15 protein-coding genes are annotated in these 14,946 nt (G+C 73.8%); 7 read left to right on the top strand and 8 right to left on the bottom strand.

Annotation, left to right across the window (positions count from 1 at the left end; translation table 11 throughout):
• Positions 1-2: 2 nt before the first annotated feature.
• Entirely contained in the window at positions 3-1,232 is a 1,230-nt protein-coding gene (gene paaE / locus BOQ63_RS13345; RefSeq protein WP_079183586.1) for a 1,2-phenylacetyl-CoA epoxidase subunit PaaE, read from the top strand.
• Between the two features lie 32 nt (positions 1,233-1,264).
• Here paaE and BOQ63_RS13340 read toward each other — a convergent pair whose 3' ends face one another.
• Both BOQ63_RS13340 and BOQ63_RS13335 read right to left on the bottom strand, forming a co-directional pair.
• Positions 1,265-2,428, bottom strand: coding sequence for an NAD(P)-binding domain-containing protein (locus BOQ63_RS13340; protein WP_232790662.1), 1,164 nt, complete (start codon positions 2,426-2,428; stop codon positions 1,265-1,267).
• Positions 2,429-2,612: 184 nt separating this feature from the next.
• Positions 2,613-2,984 carry a YbjQ family protein gene (locus BOQ63_RS13335; RefSeq protein WP_072654302.1) on the bottom strand — a complete coding sequence of 124 codons (372 nt, stop codon included), beginning with the start codon at positions 2,982-2,984 and terminating at the stop codon, positions 2,613-2,615.
• Positions 2,985-3,108: 124 nt separating this feature from the next.
• Here BOQ63_RS13335 and BOQ63_RS13330 point away from each other — a divergent pair, with 124 nt between their 5' ends.
• The 3 genes from BOQ63_RS13330 (at position 3,109) to BOQ63_RS13320 (ending at position 5,516) form a co-directional block, all read left to right on the top strand.
• The gene (locus BOQ63_RS13330; protein WP_030280352.1) at positions 3,109-4,038 is read left to right on the top strand and encodes a hypothetical protein; all 930 of its coding nucleotides are present in this window, start codon (positions 3,109-3,111) and stop codon (positions 4,036-4,038) included.
• Between the two features lie 152 nt (positions 4,039-4,190).
• On the top strand, positions 4,191-4,655 hold the full coding sequence (locus BOQ63_RS13325; protein WP_094742887.1) for a hypothetical protein: 465 nt from the start codon (positions 4,191-4,193) through the stop codon (positions 4,653-4,655).
• Positions 4,656-4,787: 132 nt separating this feature from the next.
• The gene (locus tag BOQ63_RS13320; RefSeq protein WP_072654301.1) at positions 4,788-5,516 is read left to right on the top strand and encodes a peptidyl-tRNA hydrolase; all 729 of its coding nucleotides are present in this window, start codon (positions 4,788-4,790) and stop codon (positions 5,514-5,516) included.
• Between the two features lie 159 nt (positions 5,517-5,675).
• On the opposite strand, the gene BOQ63_RS13315 is transcribed toward BOQ63_RS13320, so the two are convergent.
• The 3 genes from BOQ63_RS13315 to BOQ63_RS13305 are packed head-to-tail and all read right to left on the bottom strand — an operon-like array spanning position 5,676 to position 8,100.
• Positions 5,676-6,422, bottom strand: a complete 747-nt coding sequence (locus BOQ63_RS13315) for an ABC-2 transporter permease family protein (protein WP_072654300.1) — start codon at positions 6,420-6,422, stop codon at positions 5,676-5,678.
• A 23-nt stretch (positions 6,423-6,445) separates the two neighbouring features.
• Positions 6,446-7,186, bottom strand: coding sequence for an ABC transporter permease (locus BOQ63_RS13310; RefSeq protein WP_050366462.1), 741 nt, complete (start codon positions 7,184-7,186; stop codon positions 6,446-6,448).
• Complete coding sequence (locus BOQ63_RS13305; protein WP_030283162.1) at positions 7,183-8,100, bottom strand: ABC transporter ATP-binding protein; 918 nt, start codon at positions 8,098-8,100, stop codon at positions 7,183-7,185. Before BOQ63_RS13305 ends, BOQ63_RS13310 begins: the two co-directional genes overlap by 4 nt.
• A gap of 190 nt (positions 8,101-8,290) precedes the next feature.
• On the opposite strand from BOQ63_RS13305, the gene BOQ63_RS13300 reads away from it, so the two are divergent.
• Both BOQ63_RS13300 and BOQ63_RS13295 read left to right on the top strand, forming a co-directional pair.
• Positions 8,291-9,559, top strand: a complete 1,269-nt coding sequence (locus BOQ63_RS13300; RefSeq protein WP_072654299.1) for a sensor histidine kinase — start codon at positions 8,291-8,293, stop codon at positions 9,557-9,559.
• Between the two features lie 44 nt (positions 9,560-9,603).
• A complete protein-coding gene (locus BOQ63_RS13295) occupies positions 9,604-10,266 on the top strand; it encodes a response regulator transcription factor (protein ID WP_030283158.1) in 663 nt (220 codons plus the stop codon).
• Between the two features lie 82 nt (positions 10,267-10,348).
• Here BOQ63_RS13295 and BOQ63_RS13290 read toward each other — a convergent pair whose 3' ends face one another.
• The 3 genes from BOQ63_RS13290 to modA are packed head-to-tail and all read right to left on the bottom strand — an operon-like array spanning position 10,349 to position 13,358.
• Positions 10,349-11,533 carry an ABC transporter ATP-binding protein gene (locus BOQ63_RS13290; RefSeq protein ID WP_150476361.1) on the bottom strand — a complete coding sequence of 395 codons (1,185 nt, stop codon included), beginning with the start codon at positions 11,531-11,533 and terminating at the stop codon, positions 10,349-10,351.
• Positions 11,534-11,550: 17 nt separating this feature from the next.
• Positions 11,551-12,498 (bottom strand): ABC transporter permease, encoded by a 948-nt coding sequence (locus BOQ63_RS13285; protein ID WP_079183585.1) that lies wholly within the window; start codon positions 12,496-12,498, stop codon positions 11,551-11,553.
• Complete coding sequence (gene modA / locus BOQ63_RS13280) at positions 12,495-13,358, bottom strand: molybdate ABC transporter substrate-binding protein (protein ID WP_030283152.1); 864 nt, start codon at positions 13,356-13,358, stop codon at positions 12,495-12,497. Before modA ends, BOQ63_RS13285 begins: the two co-directional genes overlap by 4 nt.
• 439 nt (positions 13,359-13,797) lie before the next feature.
• Between modA and BOQ63_RS13275 the strand changes: the two genes are divergently transcribed.
• Complete coding sequence (locus BOQ63_RS13275) at positions 13,798-14,865, top strand: RNA ligase (ATP) (RefSeq protein WP_072654298.1); 1,068 nt, start codon at positions 13,798-13,800, stop codon at positions 14,863-14,865.
• Positions 14,866-14,946: the final 81 nt, after the last annotated feature.

The following is a 14,946-nucleotide window of genomic DNA, read 5'->3' as shown; positions in this document are numbered from 1 at the left end:
GAATGCCCGCCGCCTCGCCCGCCTCCGCCGCCTCGCCCGCCTCTGCCACCTCGCCCGCCGCAGCGACCGGTTCCGCGGTCTCCGCCGGTTCCGCGGCGTCCGCCGATCCTGCGGCTTCCACGGAGGCCGTCCGCCCGGCCCGCCGCCCGACCTTCCACTCGCTGCGGATCGAGCGGGTGGAGCGGCTGTGCGAGGACGCCGTGGCGGTGACCTTCGAGGTGCCGGAAGGCCTGGCAGCCGCGTACGCGTTCCGGCCCGGCCAGACCCTGACCCTGCGCAAGGTGGTGGACGGCACCGACGAGCGCCGCTCGTACTCGATCTGCGCCCCCGTCGGCGGCCCGCTGCGGATCGCCGTCCGCGAGGTGCCCGGCGGGCTGTTCTCGCGTTGGCTGGTGCGCGAGGCCCGGCCCGGCGAGGAGGTCGAGGTGCTGACCCCGTCCGGCCTGTTCACCCCCGAACTCGGCGTCCCCGCCGACCACGTGCTGCTCGCGGCCGGCTCCGGGATCACCCCGATGCTGTCGATCGCCGCCTCGGTGCTGGCCGCCGACCGCCGCTCGACCGTCACCCTGCTCTACGGCAACCGGCGCAGCGACACCGTGATGTTCGCGGACGAGCTGGCCGACCTGAAGGACCGCTACCTCGGCCGGTTCCAGCTGGTACACGTACTCTCCCGGGAGACCAGGGACGCCGAGCTGCTCAGCGGACGGCTGGACCCGGAGCGGGTTCGGGCGCTGCTGACTGCCCTGGTGGACGTCGGAGGCATCGGCCACTGGTGGCTGTGCGGCCCGTTCGGCATGGTCGCCGGGGCGAAGGAGCTGCTCGCCGAACTGGAGGTGCCGGGCGAGCGGGTGCACCAGGAGCTGTTCCACGCCGAGGACGAGCCGCTCGCCGAGCGCGACGAGGACTGGGACCGCGGGGACCGCGCGGACGGCGGCACCGAGGACGCGCCCGGCGAGCGCAGCGAGGTCACGGTGGTCCTCGACGGTCGGGGCAGCACCCTCACCCTCCCGCGCGACCGCTCGATCCTGGACGGTGCCCAGCGCTCCCGGCCCGACCTGCCGTTCGCCTGCAAGGGCGGTGTCTGCGGCACCTGCCGGGCCCTGGTCACCGAAGGCGAGGTCGAGATGCGCCGCAACTTCGCGCTGGAGGAGAAGGAGCTGGCCGCCGGCTACGTCCTCACCTGCCAGGCCCGCCCGCTCACCGACCGGGTCACGGTCGACTACGACCGCTGACCTTCCGCGGACGACCGCCGGCCTTCCGCGGTTCAGACGGGGACGGGGATCGCGGCGCTTTCGGCCGCGGTCCCCGTCCCCGTGGGCCCAGTCGCCGTGGGCCCGGTGGCGGTCGGTTCGATCGCGGTGGGACCCGTCGTCGCGGTCTCCGTCGCCGGGTCCCCGAGCAGCTTGACCAGGTCGTTGACGGCGGCGCGACCGGCCCGGTTGGCGCCGATGGTGCTGGCGGACGGGCCGTAGCCGACCAGGTGGACGCGCGGGTCGGCGGCGGCGCGGGTGCCGGTGAGTGCGATGCCGCCGCCGGGGGAGCGCAGGCCGAGCGGAGCGAGGTGGCCGACCTCGGGGCGGAAGCCGGTCGCCCAGACGATCGCGTCCACCGCCGACTCCTCGTCGCCCCAGGCCACCCCGTGCTCGGTGAGCCGGTCGAACATCGGCCGGCGGTGCAGCGCGCCCAGTTCCTGCGCCCGGCGGTAGGCCATGGAGGGGCCGAGGCCGGTCACGCTCACCACGCTGCGCACCGGCAGCCCCCGACGGACCCGCTCCTCGACCTTGGCGACCACCGCGCGACCGTACTCGGGGGTGAACGGGCCCTCGCGGTAGACGGGTTCGGAGCGGGTGACCCAGATCGTCTCGCCGACTGCCGCCACCTCCGACAGGACCTGGATCGCCGAGGCGCCGCCGCCCACCACCAGGACGCGCTTCCCGGCGAACTCCTCGGGGCCGCGGTACTCGGCGTAGTGCAGCTGGCGGCCCGCGAAGTGCCCCGGGTAGTGGGGGAGGAAGGGGCGGGTCCAGGTGCCGGTGGCGTTGATCAGCGCCCGGGTGGACCAGGTGCCGTGGTCGGTCTCGACCAGCAGCCGGGAATCGGGGCGCTCGGACTCGGCGCGTACGGTGCGAACCGCGACCGGGCGTACGACCGGGAGCGCGTGCCGGGCCTCGTACGCCGTGAAGTACCCCGGCACCACCTCGCGCGCGCGGGCCTCGGGGTCGGGCGCGGGGAGCTCGGCGTCCGGGAGGTCGTGGAAGCCGTGCACGGTGGCCATCCGCAGTGACGGCGAGCGGTGCGCCCAGGCGCCGCCGGGGGTGGCGTTGGCGTCGAGGACGACGAAGCCGCCGTCGACGCGCTCCCGGTAGGGGGCGAAGCCGCGACGGCCGAGGTGGTAGGCGGCGGACAGTCCCGCTTGTCCGGCGCCCACGACCAGGACGTCCACACGCCGCGGCCGGCCCGCCTGGTTGGTTGCACCGTAAACAGTCACGCCCACGAAACATCGGGGACCGGGTGGCTGTTCCCCGTGACGGGCGGGCCCCGGTGCCGACGTCCGCCGCCCAGGCCAGGTCGAAGCGCACCACCGGCGCCGCGTTGCCGCCACGGGCGGAGCCTCAGCCGATCGGGGAGATCACCGCGGCGGTGCCGTACGCACACACCTCGGTGCCGGCGTCCGCCGCCTCGGTCACGTCGAAGCGCATCATCAGGACGGCGTTGCCGCCGCGCGCCTTGGTCTGCTCGACCAGCCGCTGCATCGCCTCGTTGCGGCTCTCGACCAGGGTCTTCGTCAGGCCGCACAGCTCGCCGCCGATCAGGGACTTCAGCCCGGCGCCGATCTGGCTGCCGATGTGCCGGCTGCGGACGGTCAGTCCGAAGACCTCGCCGATCACGTGGTCGACCCGGAAACCCGGGATGTCGTTGGTGGTCACGACCAGGACGTCGGCGTTCGGGCTCTGCCCGCCGCCGTACTCGTTGATGTCAGCCATGGGGCCCATCCTGCCGGGGTGGTGCGTCCGAGTGACAGAGGCGCGGCGGCGAGCTGGCCGAGAAGGTCTCGGGAAGCTGGTTCAGACCGGTGATCGGGCGGCGGAAAAGCCGTACCGTAGCTCCATGGGCGAGCGAAGCGATCATCCGCAGGGGCCGGGCGCGGCGGAGTACTCCGGCGCGCCGGAGATCGAGGCGACCGTGGTGCTGGGCCTGCGGATCACCGACTGGCCGGCGTTGCGCGCGGCCGCGATCAGGGCTGTCGAGGAACTGGACTTCGAGGGCATCGACCCGGCCGGCCAGCGCCGCGAACTGCTGCGCGAGGTCGCCGAGGACGCCAACGCGGCGCTGGGCGCGCTGCTGCACCCCGACCGGCTGGTCGCCGCGATCCCCGGCGTCGAGGCGATCGGGGGCACGCTGGAGATCAGCGTCACCGAGGACTTCACGCCGGACTTCGCCGAACTGTTCCCGCTGGACGGCGAGGACGAGGATGGCGGCGCGGGTGCGGACTGGACCCTCACCCCGCGCACCGCCTGCCTGCTGCACGCCCAGCTGCTCGGCCTGGCCGACGCCGCCTACGACGACCTCGACGAGCACGGGGACGACCCGGTCGTCGACGGCGAGGACGTGGACTGGACGGTCTTCGCCCGGCTGCCCCAGCGCACTTGGCGGCTCCACCGGGGCTGGCGGCGTGCGATGGCCCGTGCCTTCGACGACCTGGCCGACGACCTCGCCCTCGGCGAGTGGCCGCTGCCGCGCTGCCTCGCCGAGGAGATCGCGCTGCGGATGGCACTGGTGGACGCCCGGACGCTGCTCGGCTCCCAGCCCGAGTCGGTGGCCGACATGATGGGCGACCTGCCGGCCGACCTCTACGACTACGACTGGGACGGCTGCCACGACGAACTGTTCGGCGTGTACGGGCCCGACGACGGGGACCCGGAACTCGGCGCGGAGCAGCGCACCGAACTGCTGCTGGCGGCCACGCACCCCGAGGGGTGGTTCCTGATGTACGAGGACGCGGAGGAACGGGACCCGCAGCGCGGATACCGGCGCTGAACGGGCGTCGGGCCCTCCTGCGGTCCGCAGTCCGGGCGGGGTGGTGGGCGGGCGGTTAGGCTGCGGACATGTCCGATATGTCTGGTGTGAGAGGTATGTCCGCGGGGGAGTCCGCGCAGCCGGGAGGGGGGCCGAGGGGGTCGGGGGATTCGGTGGAGCCCGGTTCGGACGAGCCGGCGCTGGGTCGGATCGAGCTGGGCCTGGAGGGCGTGCGGGCGGCGCAGCACGGGCGGACCGCCGAGGCGCGGGCCAGCTTCGAGGCCCTGTGGGAGGAACTGGGGGAACGGGACGTCTTCCACCGCTGCGTCCTGGCGCACTATCTGGCCGACCTGCAGGACGACCCCCGGGCCGAGTTGGAGTGGGACCGTCGGGCCCTCGCGGCGGCCGACTCGCTGACCGCCGAGCGGGCCGCGACGTACGAGTCCGCCCTCCAGGTGCGGGCGTTCTACCCCTCGCTGCACCTCAACCTGGCCTCCGACCACCTCAAGCTCGGAGAGCCCGACCTCGCGCGCGAACAGCTCGAACGGGCGGTGCGGAGCCTGGACGCCCTGCCGGTGGACGCGTACAGCGCGGGGATCCGGGCGGCGGTGGACGAGCTGCGGCAGCGGCTGCGCTGATTTACCGCCGTCGGGGTGGGGCGACGGCGTGGGGGCGGTGATGCGGGCGGTGGTGTGTGGGGGGCGGAGTGTGGGGGCGGAGTGGCCGGGGGTGGGCCGGGTCGGTTGCTGCGGGGCTGGCATGCTGGACGGGTGACTTCTCCGTTCGATGCCCCGGCCGCCGTTCCCGCCCCCACCGACGCACCCGACCCCGCGGACCGCGACGCGCTGCCCCAGTACGTGCTGCCGCTGGTCGTCCGGCTGGAGCGGGCCACGCCGCCGGGACGGACGGACGCGCTGGAGACCTCGGCACGGGCGGTGCTGACGCTGCTCGCCGATTCCCGGGTGACCGAGGTGGACGGGGAGTGGGCGGAGCGGGTCGCGGCCTGGGAGGATGCCCGGATCCGCAAGGTGGTTCGACGGGCCCGGGGCGGGGAGTGGCGCCGGGCCGGGGAGCTGCCCGGCATCACGGTGCGGGGCCGGGAGGCGGAGGTGCGGGTGTTCCCGCCGATCCCGTTGGACGGCTGGCCGAAGGAGCTGGCCAAGCTGCAGGTCTCCGGGACGGACCTGGAGGAGACCGCAGAGGTCGGCGAGCCCGGGCCGGGGCTGCCGGTGCTGTGGCTCAACCCGGACGTGGAGATGAGCGCGGGCAAGACGATGGCCCAGACCGGACACGCCGCGCAGCTCGCGTGGCGGCGGCTGGACGAGGCGCAGCGCAAGGAGTGGGCGGAGTCGGGCTTCGCGCTCGCGGTCCGCACGGCAGCGCCGGAGGCGTGGGAGGACCTGGTCCGCAGCGGGCTGCCGGTGGTCCAGGACGCGGGCTTCACGGAGATCGCGCCGGGCAGCTGCACGGTGATCGCGGAGCACCCGGCGCTGCGGTGACGGCCGGCTGCCGGGGTAACGGCTGACAGCTGACAGCCAACAGATCACAGCGGACAGATGACAGATTTCGAAATCTGTCATCTGTCCGCTGTTCGTTGTTCGTTGTTCCCCCGCGCCCCGCCGTTGCCGAGCAGCCTGTCCCGCCCACGCCCCCGCCCGCTACCCGCCCGAGGCCTGGTAGCGCCGCATCGCCCGGAGGCCGCCGAACACCGCTGCGGCCGTCCAGAGCGCCATGATCAGCAGTCCCGTCCAGTGGCCGTAGTGGATACCCGCCTCCGTCTGGGTGCGCATGGCGTACAGCCCGGCCCGGTCGGGCAGGAACTGGCCGACCTCGCGGACGCCGGGGATCGCCGCCAGCCAGGTGGTGCCGAGGAACACCATCGGAGTGAGCAGGCCCAGCGCCACGCTGAAGTTGCCCAGCATGGCGGTCAGTCCGAGGCAGATCAGCACCATCATCGGGTGGTAGAGCACACCGGCCAGGAAGCTGCGGGCCAGCCCGGGGGTGGAGAAGTCCAGGCCGACGGTGGCGTCGACGGTGAGGAAGCAGCCGGCCGTGGAGGCCAGTCCCACCAGCAGGCCCAGCCCGGCGCCGAGCGAGACCTTGGCGCCGTACAGTCGGCCGCGCCGGGGCACGGCAGTGAGCGAGGTACCGATCATCCGGGTGTTGAACTCCTGCCCCACCAGCAGGATCCCGAGGCAGGCCACGGCGACGTGTCCGAACAGCAGGCCGTAGTAGATCCCTCCGGCCGGGTCCTCGCCGGGAGTGTGGTCCTTCGCTCCGTAGGCCGCGTTGACGGCTGCGGTGACGCCGACGGTCAGCGCCACGGCGGTCAGCGGTGCCGCCCACTGCGAGGGCAGCGTGGTGAACTTGATCCGTTCCGCGCGCAGCGCGTTTCCGAGGCTCATGCCCATCTCTCCTTCGCTCAGGGTCACTTGGTGCGTCGTTGCATCGCGCGCAGTCCGCCGTACGCCGCCAGCGCCGTCCACAGCGCCATGATCGCCAGTCCGGTCCAGTGCCCGTACACGAGGTGCGGGTCGTCGGCGTAGTGCAGTGCGTACTGGCCGGCCCGGTCGGGGAGGAACTGGAACACCTCGCGCAGGCCGGGCACACCGCCGAGCAGCGGGGACAGCAGGAAGACGGTCGGGGTCAACAGGCCCATGGCGGCGGTGAGGTTGCCGAACAGCGCGGTCACCCCGAGGCAGAACACCACCAGGAACGCCGGGTACAGCACCCCGGCGGTGGCCGCGCGGGCGAAGGCCGGGCCGTGCCAGTCGGCGGGGACGGTGGCCGCGTACCCGGCGTAGGCGCCCGCGGTGCCGACCGCGCCCGCGCCGAGGCCGATCAGGGCGGCCAACGCCAGCTTGGCGCCGTACAGTCGGCCGAGCCGGGGGACGGCGGTTCGGGAGACGTCGATCATCCGGGTGTTGAACTCCTGCCCGATCAGCAGGACTCCGAAGGCGACCATGGCGGCCTGGCCGAAGTTGAGCCCGTAGAAGACGCCGACGCCGGGATCGTCGGTGAGGTTGCGGTCCTTGTCGCCGAGTGCCGCGCCTACGGCCGCGGTGGCCCCGACGGTGAGCAGTACGGAGAGCAGCGGCGTGACCCAGAGCGAGCGGAGGGTGGTGAGCTTGATCCGCTCGGCACGGAAGGCCTGCGGCACGGCGCTCATGCGGCGGCCTCGGCCCGGTACTCGACGCTGTCCGCCGTCATCCGCATGAACGCCTCCTCCAGGGAGTCCTGTTGGACCGCGATCTCGTACAGCACCACGCCGTTCGCGGCGGCCAGTGCGGCGATCCGCTCGGGTTCGGCGCCGGTCACCTCCCAGGCGCCACCCTCGGCCTCGACGGCGTCGAGGCCGTGACCGGGCCCGCCGAGCAGTGCGGCCAACTTGGCGGCGTCCACCGCCCGGACCCGGACCCTGGTACGGCCGTGGCGGTCGATGAACTCTGAGGTGGCGGCGTCGGCGAGCAGCCGGCCGCGGCCGATCACCACCAAGTGGTCGGCGGTGAGGGACATTTCGGTCATCAGGTGGGAGGAGACCAGCACCGCCCGTCCCTCGGTGGCCAGTTCGCGCAGCAGGGTGCGGATCCAGCGGATGCCCTCCGGGTCCAGGCCGTTGACCGGTTCGTCCAGCAGCAGCACCGGCGGGTCGCCGAGCAGTGCGGCGGCCACTCCGAGGCGCTGGCGCATCCCGAGTGAGAAGCCCCTGATCCGCCGCCCGGCGGCGTCCGCCAGCCCGACCTGGGCGAGCACCTCGCCGACCCGTCGCGCGGGCAGGCCGTTGCTCGCGGCGAGCCAGCGCAGGTGGCCCTGGGCCGTCCGTCCGCCGTGCAGGGCGTGGGCGTCCAGCAGTGCGCCCACCTGCCGCAGGGGCTCGGTGAGTTGGGCGTACGGGCGGCCGTTGACCAGGGCCTGCCCGGCGGTGGGGCGGTCCAGGCCGAGGACCAACCGCATGGTGGTGCTCTTCCCGGCGCCGTTCGGGCCGAGGAAGCCGGTCACCACGCCGGGCCGGACCTCGAACGACAGGGCGTCGACGACCCGCCGGCCGTCGTACTCCTTGGTCAGACCCTGGATCTCGATCACGGCCGCCTTCCCCTCCTGGTAGCTGGTCGCCGTCCGTGCTCCGGACGGTGGTTCCATTCGACCGGAAGGGACCGGGTGGGCGGATCCCGCCACAGCGGGGACCGGTCTCCCTCCCGGGAGGGAGACGACGACGATCCGGCGGGGGAGCCGGAGCGGCCCGCAGAGCTGGCAGGATGGAGCGGTGCCAAGAATGACCGCGTTCCGGATCCGGGGCCGAGTGACCACGATCCTCGCGCCGCTGGTGGCCGGTGCCAACTACGCCCGGCTGCTGCACCTGCTGGTCGGGTGGATCTTCGCGGGCGTCATCCTGATGATCTACCCGGGGACGTACCGGAAGGGCCTCGGCGAGATCCTGACGAACGCCGTCTCGCTGGACGTCGTGCTGCTAGCGCTGGTCGCCCTCATTCCGGCTGCGCGCCGCGCGGAGGGCGTGCAGGCACGGCTGCTGCTGGTGCCCGACCGCGAGGAGGACATCGGCGTCGAGCCCTCCGGCACCTGGGCTGACCGGCGTCGTACGGCGGGCTGGTTGATCGGGCGGGTGGTGCTCGGTTCGACGGTCGGCTTCGCGACGGTCTTCGGCCTCACGCCGGTCTTCGACCTGTTGACCGGTCCGCGCGCCCTGCGGTACCTCCCGCTCGTCCCGGTGTTGGCGCTCGGCTACGGCTGGCTGGTGGTCTGGGCAGGCCGTCTCCAACTCGCCATGGCGGTAAGGCTTCTGGGGCCATCCCCGGCGGATCGGTTGGCGGAGGCGGAGCTGCGGGCCGAACGGCTGCTGGAGCGGAACCGGTTGGCCCGCGAGCTGCACGACTCCATCGGCCACGCACTGACGGTGACGGTCCTCCAGGCCGGAGCGGCACGCGAGATCGGCGACCCGGCCTTCGCCGCCAAGGCGCTGGAGGTGATCGAGGAGACCGGGCGGCAGGCGATGGAGGACCTCGAACGCACCCTGGTCCTGCTGCGCGAGACCCCCGCGGGCGGCCCTTCGGCGGGCGGTACCTCGGCGGGCAGGACCTCGGGGAGCGGGGCGGCGACCGAGCAGCCCGGCATCGACCAGCTGCCCGCGTTGTTCGACACCGCCCGCGCCGCCGGCTGCCCGGTCGAGGCGAACATCGAGGTGCCAGCCGGAGCGCTGCCCGGGGTGCTCTCGCGCGAGTCCTACCGGATCGTCCAGGAGGGCGTCACCAACGCGCTCAAGTACGCGCCCGGCCAGCCGGTCGACGTCCAGGTCGCCGTCCGCGAAGGGCAGTTGGAACTGCGGTGCGCCAACCGCCTGGTGGCGGCGCCGGGTCGGGCCGGTGCCGGCCGCAAGGGCGGCAAGGGGCTCCGCGGCATCCGCGAGCGAGCCGTGCTGCTCGGCGGCGCGGCCTCGGCCGGACCGGCCGACTCCCCCGGACCGTCCGCCGAGGGCGGCGGGGAGTGGGTGCTCGACGTCCGGCTGCCCCTACGCTTGGGCTCGTGACGAATGATCTTGCAGACGGCGGCCGGACGGCAGGAGGCACGGGCGTGACCGACATCCTGCTCGCCGACGACGAGGAACTGGTCCGCGCCGGGATGCGGGCCGTCCTGGAGGCCCAGGGCGATCTGCGGGTGGTCGGCGAGGCGGCCGACGGCGCGCAGGCGGTGGCCCTGGCCCGCGCCCTGCGCCCGCACGTGGTGCTGATGGACGTCCGGATGCCCGTCCTGGACGGCCTGGCCGCCACCCGCGAACTGCTGCGCCCCGGCGCGCCGGGGGAGCGGCCCCCGCGGATCCTGGTCGTCACCACCTTCGAGAACGACGACTACGTCTACCAGGCGCTGCGCGCGGGCGCCGACGGCTTCCTGCTCAAGCGCTCCCGCCCGGCCGAGATCGCCCACGCCGTACGGCTGGCGGCGGCCGGTGAGTCGTTGCTGTTCCCGTCCGCGATCCGCCGCCTCGCCGCCGGGCACGGCAACCCCGCTGCCCGCGCGGCCCTGGACCGGGCGGCCCTGACCGGCCGCGAGGCCGAGGTGCTGCGGCTGATGGCGCGCGGGCTCAACAACGGGGAGATCGCCGAGCAACTGGTCCTCGGCGTGCAGACGGTGAAGACGCACGTCAGCAGTGTGCTGGCGAAGCTCGGCGCGCGGGACCGCACCCAGGCGGTGATCGCCGCGTACGAGTCGGGGTTCGTCGGGCCGTCGGAGGAGTAGGGCCGCTGGAGCAGTAGGGCCATCGGTCGGACGTTCCCGGCACATCGGGCGGTGCGGGTGGCTGCTGTGGCAGGCCCGGTCGTCAGGCCGGGTAGGCGTGGGTCTGGGTGGCCTTGACCGAGGCCCAGACCGCCGTGCCCGGTGCCAGTCCCAGTTCGGCGACGGCGGCCGGGGTGAGGTCGGCGGCCATCGGGAGGGCGCCGGAGAGTTCGGCGCGCACCTGGTCGCCGTGCAGGTCCAGGCCGGTGACCTCGGCCTGCCACAGGTTGCGGGCGCTGGACTGCGGCCGCTCCCGGTACAGGGTGACGGCGGAGGGCGGGAAGGCGACGAACGCCGGGCCGGACAGCTCCTCGGCGGTGGTCAGGACTGTCCCGTCCGACAGGGTGACCCGGGTGCCCTCGGCCCGGCCCCGGTACAGGTTGAGGCCGACCAGGCGGGCGATGTAGTCCGTGCGCGGCCGGCGGGCGACCTCCGCCGGGCTGCCGGACTGCACCTCGTGGCCGTCCTCGATCACCACCAGCCGGTCGGCCAGCACCATCGCGTCCAGCGGGTCGTGCGTCACCAGCACCGCCACGGCCTCGAAATCGGCCAGATGACGGCGCAGTTGGGCCCGTACGTCGAGCCGGGTGCGGGCGTCCAGGGCGGCCAGCGGCTCGTCCAGCAGGAGCAGCCGGGGGCGGACGGCCAGGGCCCGGGCGAGTGCCACCCGCTGGGCCTGGCCGCCGGAGAGCCGGCCGGGGCGCACCGAGGCGTACTCGGCCAGGCCCATCCGTTCCAGCCACGCCGCCGCCTCGGCCCTGGCCTCGCGCCTGGGGCGGCCCTGGCAGCGCGGGCCGAAGGCGACGTTGTCGAGCGCGCTGAGGTGCGGGAAGAGCAGGTAGTCCTGGAAAACCACGCCGACCGGCCGCTGTTCGGCGGGGGTGTGCAGGCGCCGGGCCGGGTCCTCCAGGACTCGGCCGTCCAGCCTGAGGTGGCCGCCGGTGAGCGGGAGCAGGCCGGCCAGGGCGCGCAGGGCGGTGGACTTCCCGGCGCCGTTCGGGCCGAGCAGCGCCACCACCTCGCCGGGGGCGGCGGCGAGCGCCAGGTCGAGCGCGAAGGCGGCGCGGTCGACCCGGAGGCGGGCGTCGAGGGCGGCACCGGCGGTGGCAGCGGCCGTGACGGCGGGGGGTGTGCCGCCCGGGGCCGTGTCCGGGGCCGTGTCCGGGGTTGTGGTGCCCGGGGTGGTGGTGTCCGGGGTGGTGGGGCTCGTGCGGTGCGGGGAGTTCATCGGCTCGGCATCCTCGGTCACGGGGTCGACATCCAGCGGTCGCGCAGCCCGACGAGGACGGCGACGGAGACCACCAGCAGGACCAGCGACAGCGCGATCGCGGCCTCCGGGTCGGACTCCATGGCGAGGTAGACGGCCAGCGGCATGGTCTGGGTACGGCCCGGGAAGTTGCCCGCGAAGGTGATCGTCGCGCCGAACTCGCCGAGCGCCCGGGCCCAGGCGAGGACGGCCCCTGCGGCGATCCCCGGGGCGATCATCGGCAGGGTGACCCGGCGGAACGCGGTCAGCCGGGAGGCGCCCAGGGTCGCGGCGGCCTCCTCGTACCGGGGGTCGGCGGCCCGCAGTGCGCCCTCGACGCTGATCACCAGGAAGGGCATCGCCACGAAGGTCTCGGCGATCACCACCCCGGTGGTGGTGAAGGGCAGGGTGATGCCGAAGGCCGAGTCCAGCCAGGAGCCGACGATCCCGCGCCGCCCGAGCACCAGCAGCAGTGCCACACCGCCCACCACCGGCGGCAGCACCAGCGGCAGGGTGACCAGTGCCCGGATCAGCCGACGGCCGGGCAGTTCGGTACGGGCGAGCAGCCAGGCCAGCGGGACGCCGAGGACCAGTGAGACCCCGGTGGCGGCCGTCGCGCAGATCAGTGACAGCCGCAGGGCGTCCCAGACGGCGCTGCTGGTGAGCTGTTCGGACAGCCCGCTCCACGGCGCCCGGACCAGGAGCCCGATCAGCGGGAGGACCAGGAACGCCAGGCCGAGCAGTGCCGGGAGCAACAGCGTGACCGGGACGCGCTGCGAGCCCGGGTGGCGGCGTGTGCCCCGGAGACGCGTGCCCCTGCGGCGCGGTGGGGCCGTCGCGGGTCCGGCCGACGCCTCGTTGGCCCCGTCCGGGCCGGCCCCGGCGACACCGTCCCGGCCGGGGCCGGTGGTGCGGCTCCGGCCGCGTGCGGTGGTGCGGTCCTTCACGGCGCCTGGAAGCCCGCCGCGGTCAGCACCTGCTTGGCCTCGGGCGACTGGATGTAGGCGACGAAGGCGGCGGCGCCGTCCTTGTTCGGCGCCTTGGCGAGGGCGGCGATCGGGTAGTCGTTGACGGCCTTGTCGGCCTCGGGGAAGTCCACGCCGTCGATCTTCGCAGCATCGGCCCGTACATCGGTCCTGTACACCAGGGAGGCGTCGACCTCGCCGAGCTCGACCTTGGTCAGCGCTCCCTTGACGTCCTGCTCCAGGGTGACCGGGGTGAGGTCGAGGCCTGCGGCCTTCAGCGCGGTGAGGGCGGCGGCGCCGCAGGGCACCTCCTTCGCGCACAGCGCGACCTTCACGCCGGAGCCGGTGAGGTCCTTCAGGCCCGCGATGTGCTTGGGGTTGCCCTTGGGCACGGCGATGGTGAGGGTGTTCTTGACGAAGGTCTTCGGCGAGCCACTCGCACCGCCCCCGTCGGTGACGGTCTTCATGGTGGCTGGGCTGGCGGCGGCGAACACGTCCGCCGGGGCACCGGAGTTGATGCTGGTGGCCAGGGCGGAGCTGCCGCCGAAGTTGAAGGTGACCTTGGTACCCGGGTTCGCGGCCTCGAACTTCTTGCCGAGGTCGGTGAAGGTCTCCTTGAGCGAGGCGGCGGCGAACACGGTGATCGCGCCCTTGGCCTTCGGCGCGTTCCCGGTGCCGCCGTCGCCGCTCGCGGTGGCGGCGGTAGCTGCGGAGGAGACGGAGGAGGCGGAGCCGGAGGACTTGCCGCCGTTGCTGCCGCAGGCGGTGACCCCGACGCCGAGGGCGAGCGCCGCCGCGGTGGCGACGGCGAGTCTGCGGGTGGCGGTGGTGCGGGTGCTCATCGGTGCTTCCCCTCCAGGGTTCGCGCCGGACGGGGGCGCGAAGGCGTGGCCGCAGGTGCGGCCATTACAGCGATCATAGTGCCGCAGATGCGAGCACTAAATCCTCTGTCGCTTTGCACAGGCGGGGTGCGGCGGGAGCCTCGGAGCCGCTGTGCGAAGGCTCAAACGTGCACGGACGGTTCCGGTGCGGACCGCTGGGGGCCGTGCTGGGGCGGTGGTGGGATCGGGCGCTGGGGCCGGTGGTGGGGGCGGCGCTGGGATCGGTGTCGCGGGTGGTGCGAGGAGAGGTGCGAGAGGGCGCGGCCGGGGACCGCCGGAAAATCCGTCGCACCCGGGCAGGGGGAGAGGCCAGAGTGGGGGCAACCCGCAGGTGGAGCCGACCGTCGGCCGCCCGGGCCAAACGGTCGATCCACACGGATCCACGGGGAGGAGTCCGTCCATGTCCACGCTGAGAGTCACCGCCGAGAGTCTGGTCATCCTGGAACACCCGAACGCCGATGCCCTGGAGCTGGCACAGGTCGGCCTCTACCGGGCGGTGGTCGCGAAGGGCGTGTACCGGACCGGTGACCACGCCGTCTACATCCCCGAACAGGCCGTCCTCCCGGACGGGTTGATCGACGAGCTCGGACTGACCGGCAAGCTGGCCGGCGGGGCGGCGAACCGGGTGAAGGCGGTGCGGCTGCGCGGAGAGCTGTCGCAGGGCATCGTGTGCCGGCCTGCCGCGCTCACCGGCACCGACCTGGCCGGTGCCGCCGAGCGGGGCGAGGACTTCGCCGAGCTGCTCGGGATCGTCAAGTGGCAGCCGCCGGTGCCGACTTCGATGAGCGGCGAGGTGGTCAGCGCGCCGGACCTGCTGCCCTGGGTGGACATCGAGAACCTCAAGCGCCACCCCGACGTCTTCGAGCCCGGTGAGCCCGTGGTGCTGACCGAGAAGCTGCACGGCAGCTGCTGCCTGGTCACCTACACCGCCGCCACCGGCGAGGTGCAGGTCTCCTCCAAGGGGATCGGCGCGCAGGGCCTGGCCCTGGTCGAGGACGAGCGCAACCTGTACTGGCGGGCCGTGCGCGCGTACGACCTCCCGGCCGTGGCGGCCCGGCTGGCCGAACGGCTGGGCGCCGAGCGGGTCGGCATCTTCGGCGAGGTGTTCGGCGAGGGCGTGCAGGACCTCACGTACGGCGCCTCCGCGCGTACCGATCGCCCCGGGTACGCCGCGTTCGACGTGTCGGCCGTGGTGGACGGGCAGCTGAGCTGGCTGCCGGCCGCCGAACTGCTCGAGGGCGAGCTGCCGTTGGTGCCCGAACTGTGGCGCGGGCCGTTCGACGCCAGCACGGTGCTGGCGTACGCGCAGGGCAGGGAGACTTACTCCGGGCGCGAACTCCACCTGCGCGAGGGCGTGGTGGTCCGGCCTGTGGTGGAGCGCTGGAGTCCGCTGCTCGGCGGACGGGCGATCGCCAAGGCGGTCAGCGACGCCTACCTGACCCGCAAGGGCGGCACCGAGTACGAGTGAGCGGCTTCCTCGGCTGAATACCCGTCAGTAAGGTTGGGGGTCACCACGCGCAGCCAGCGCCGAGGAAGTCCAGAAGGAGTG

The sequence above is a fragment of the Streptomyces viridifaciens genome (assembly GCF_001888885.2).
Classification (GTDB): Bacteria; Actinomycetota; Actinomycetes; order Streptomycetales; family Streptomycetaceae; genus Kitasatospora; species Kitasatospora aureofaciens.
Note: the sequence above shows the minus strand (reverse complement) of the source record. Positions and strands in the feature narration are given on the sequence as shown.

Excerpts from the sequence above, each read along its gene's own strand:
- paaE (WP_079183586.1), top strand. The coding sequence starts at position 3 with ATGCCCGCCGCCTCGCCCGCCTCCGCCGCCTCGCCCGCCTCTGCCACC.
- BOQ63_RS13335 (WP_072654302.1), bottom strand. The coding sequence starts at position 2,984 with ATGGCTGACATCAACGAGTACGGCGGCGGGCAGAGCCCGAACGCCGAC.
- BOQ63_RS13330 (WP_030280352.1), top strand. The coding sequence starts at position 3,109 with ATGGGCGAGCGAAGCGATCATCCGCAGGGGCCGGGCGCGGCGGAGTAC.
- BOQ63_RS13315 (WP_072654300.1), bottom strand. The coding sequence starts at position 6,422 with ATGAGCCTCGGAAACGCGCTGCGCGCGGAACGGATCAAGTTCACCACG.
- BOQ63_RS13310 (WP_050366462.1), bottom strand. The coding sequence starts at position 7,186 with ATGAGCGCCGTGCCGCAGGCCTTCCGTGCCGAGCGGATCAAGCTCACC.
- BOQ63_RS13300 (WP_072654299.1), top strand. The coding sequence starts at position 8,291 with ATGACCGCGTTCCGGATCCGGGGCCGAGTGACCACGATCCTCGCGCCG.
- BOQ63_RS13290 (WP_150476361.1), bottom strand. The coding sequence starts at position 11,533 with ATGAACTCCCCGCACCGCACGAGCCCCACCACCCCGGACACCACCACC.
- modA (WP_030283152.1), bottom strand. The coding sequence starts at position 13,358 with ATGAGCACCCGCACCACCGCCACCCGCAGACTCGCCGTCGCCACCGCG.
- BOQ63_RS13275 (WP_072654298.1), top strand. The coding sequence starts at position 13,798 with ATGTCCACGCTGAGAGTCACCGCCGAGAGTCTGGTCATCCTGGAACAC.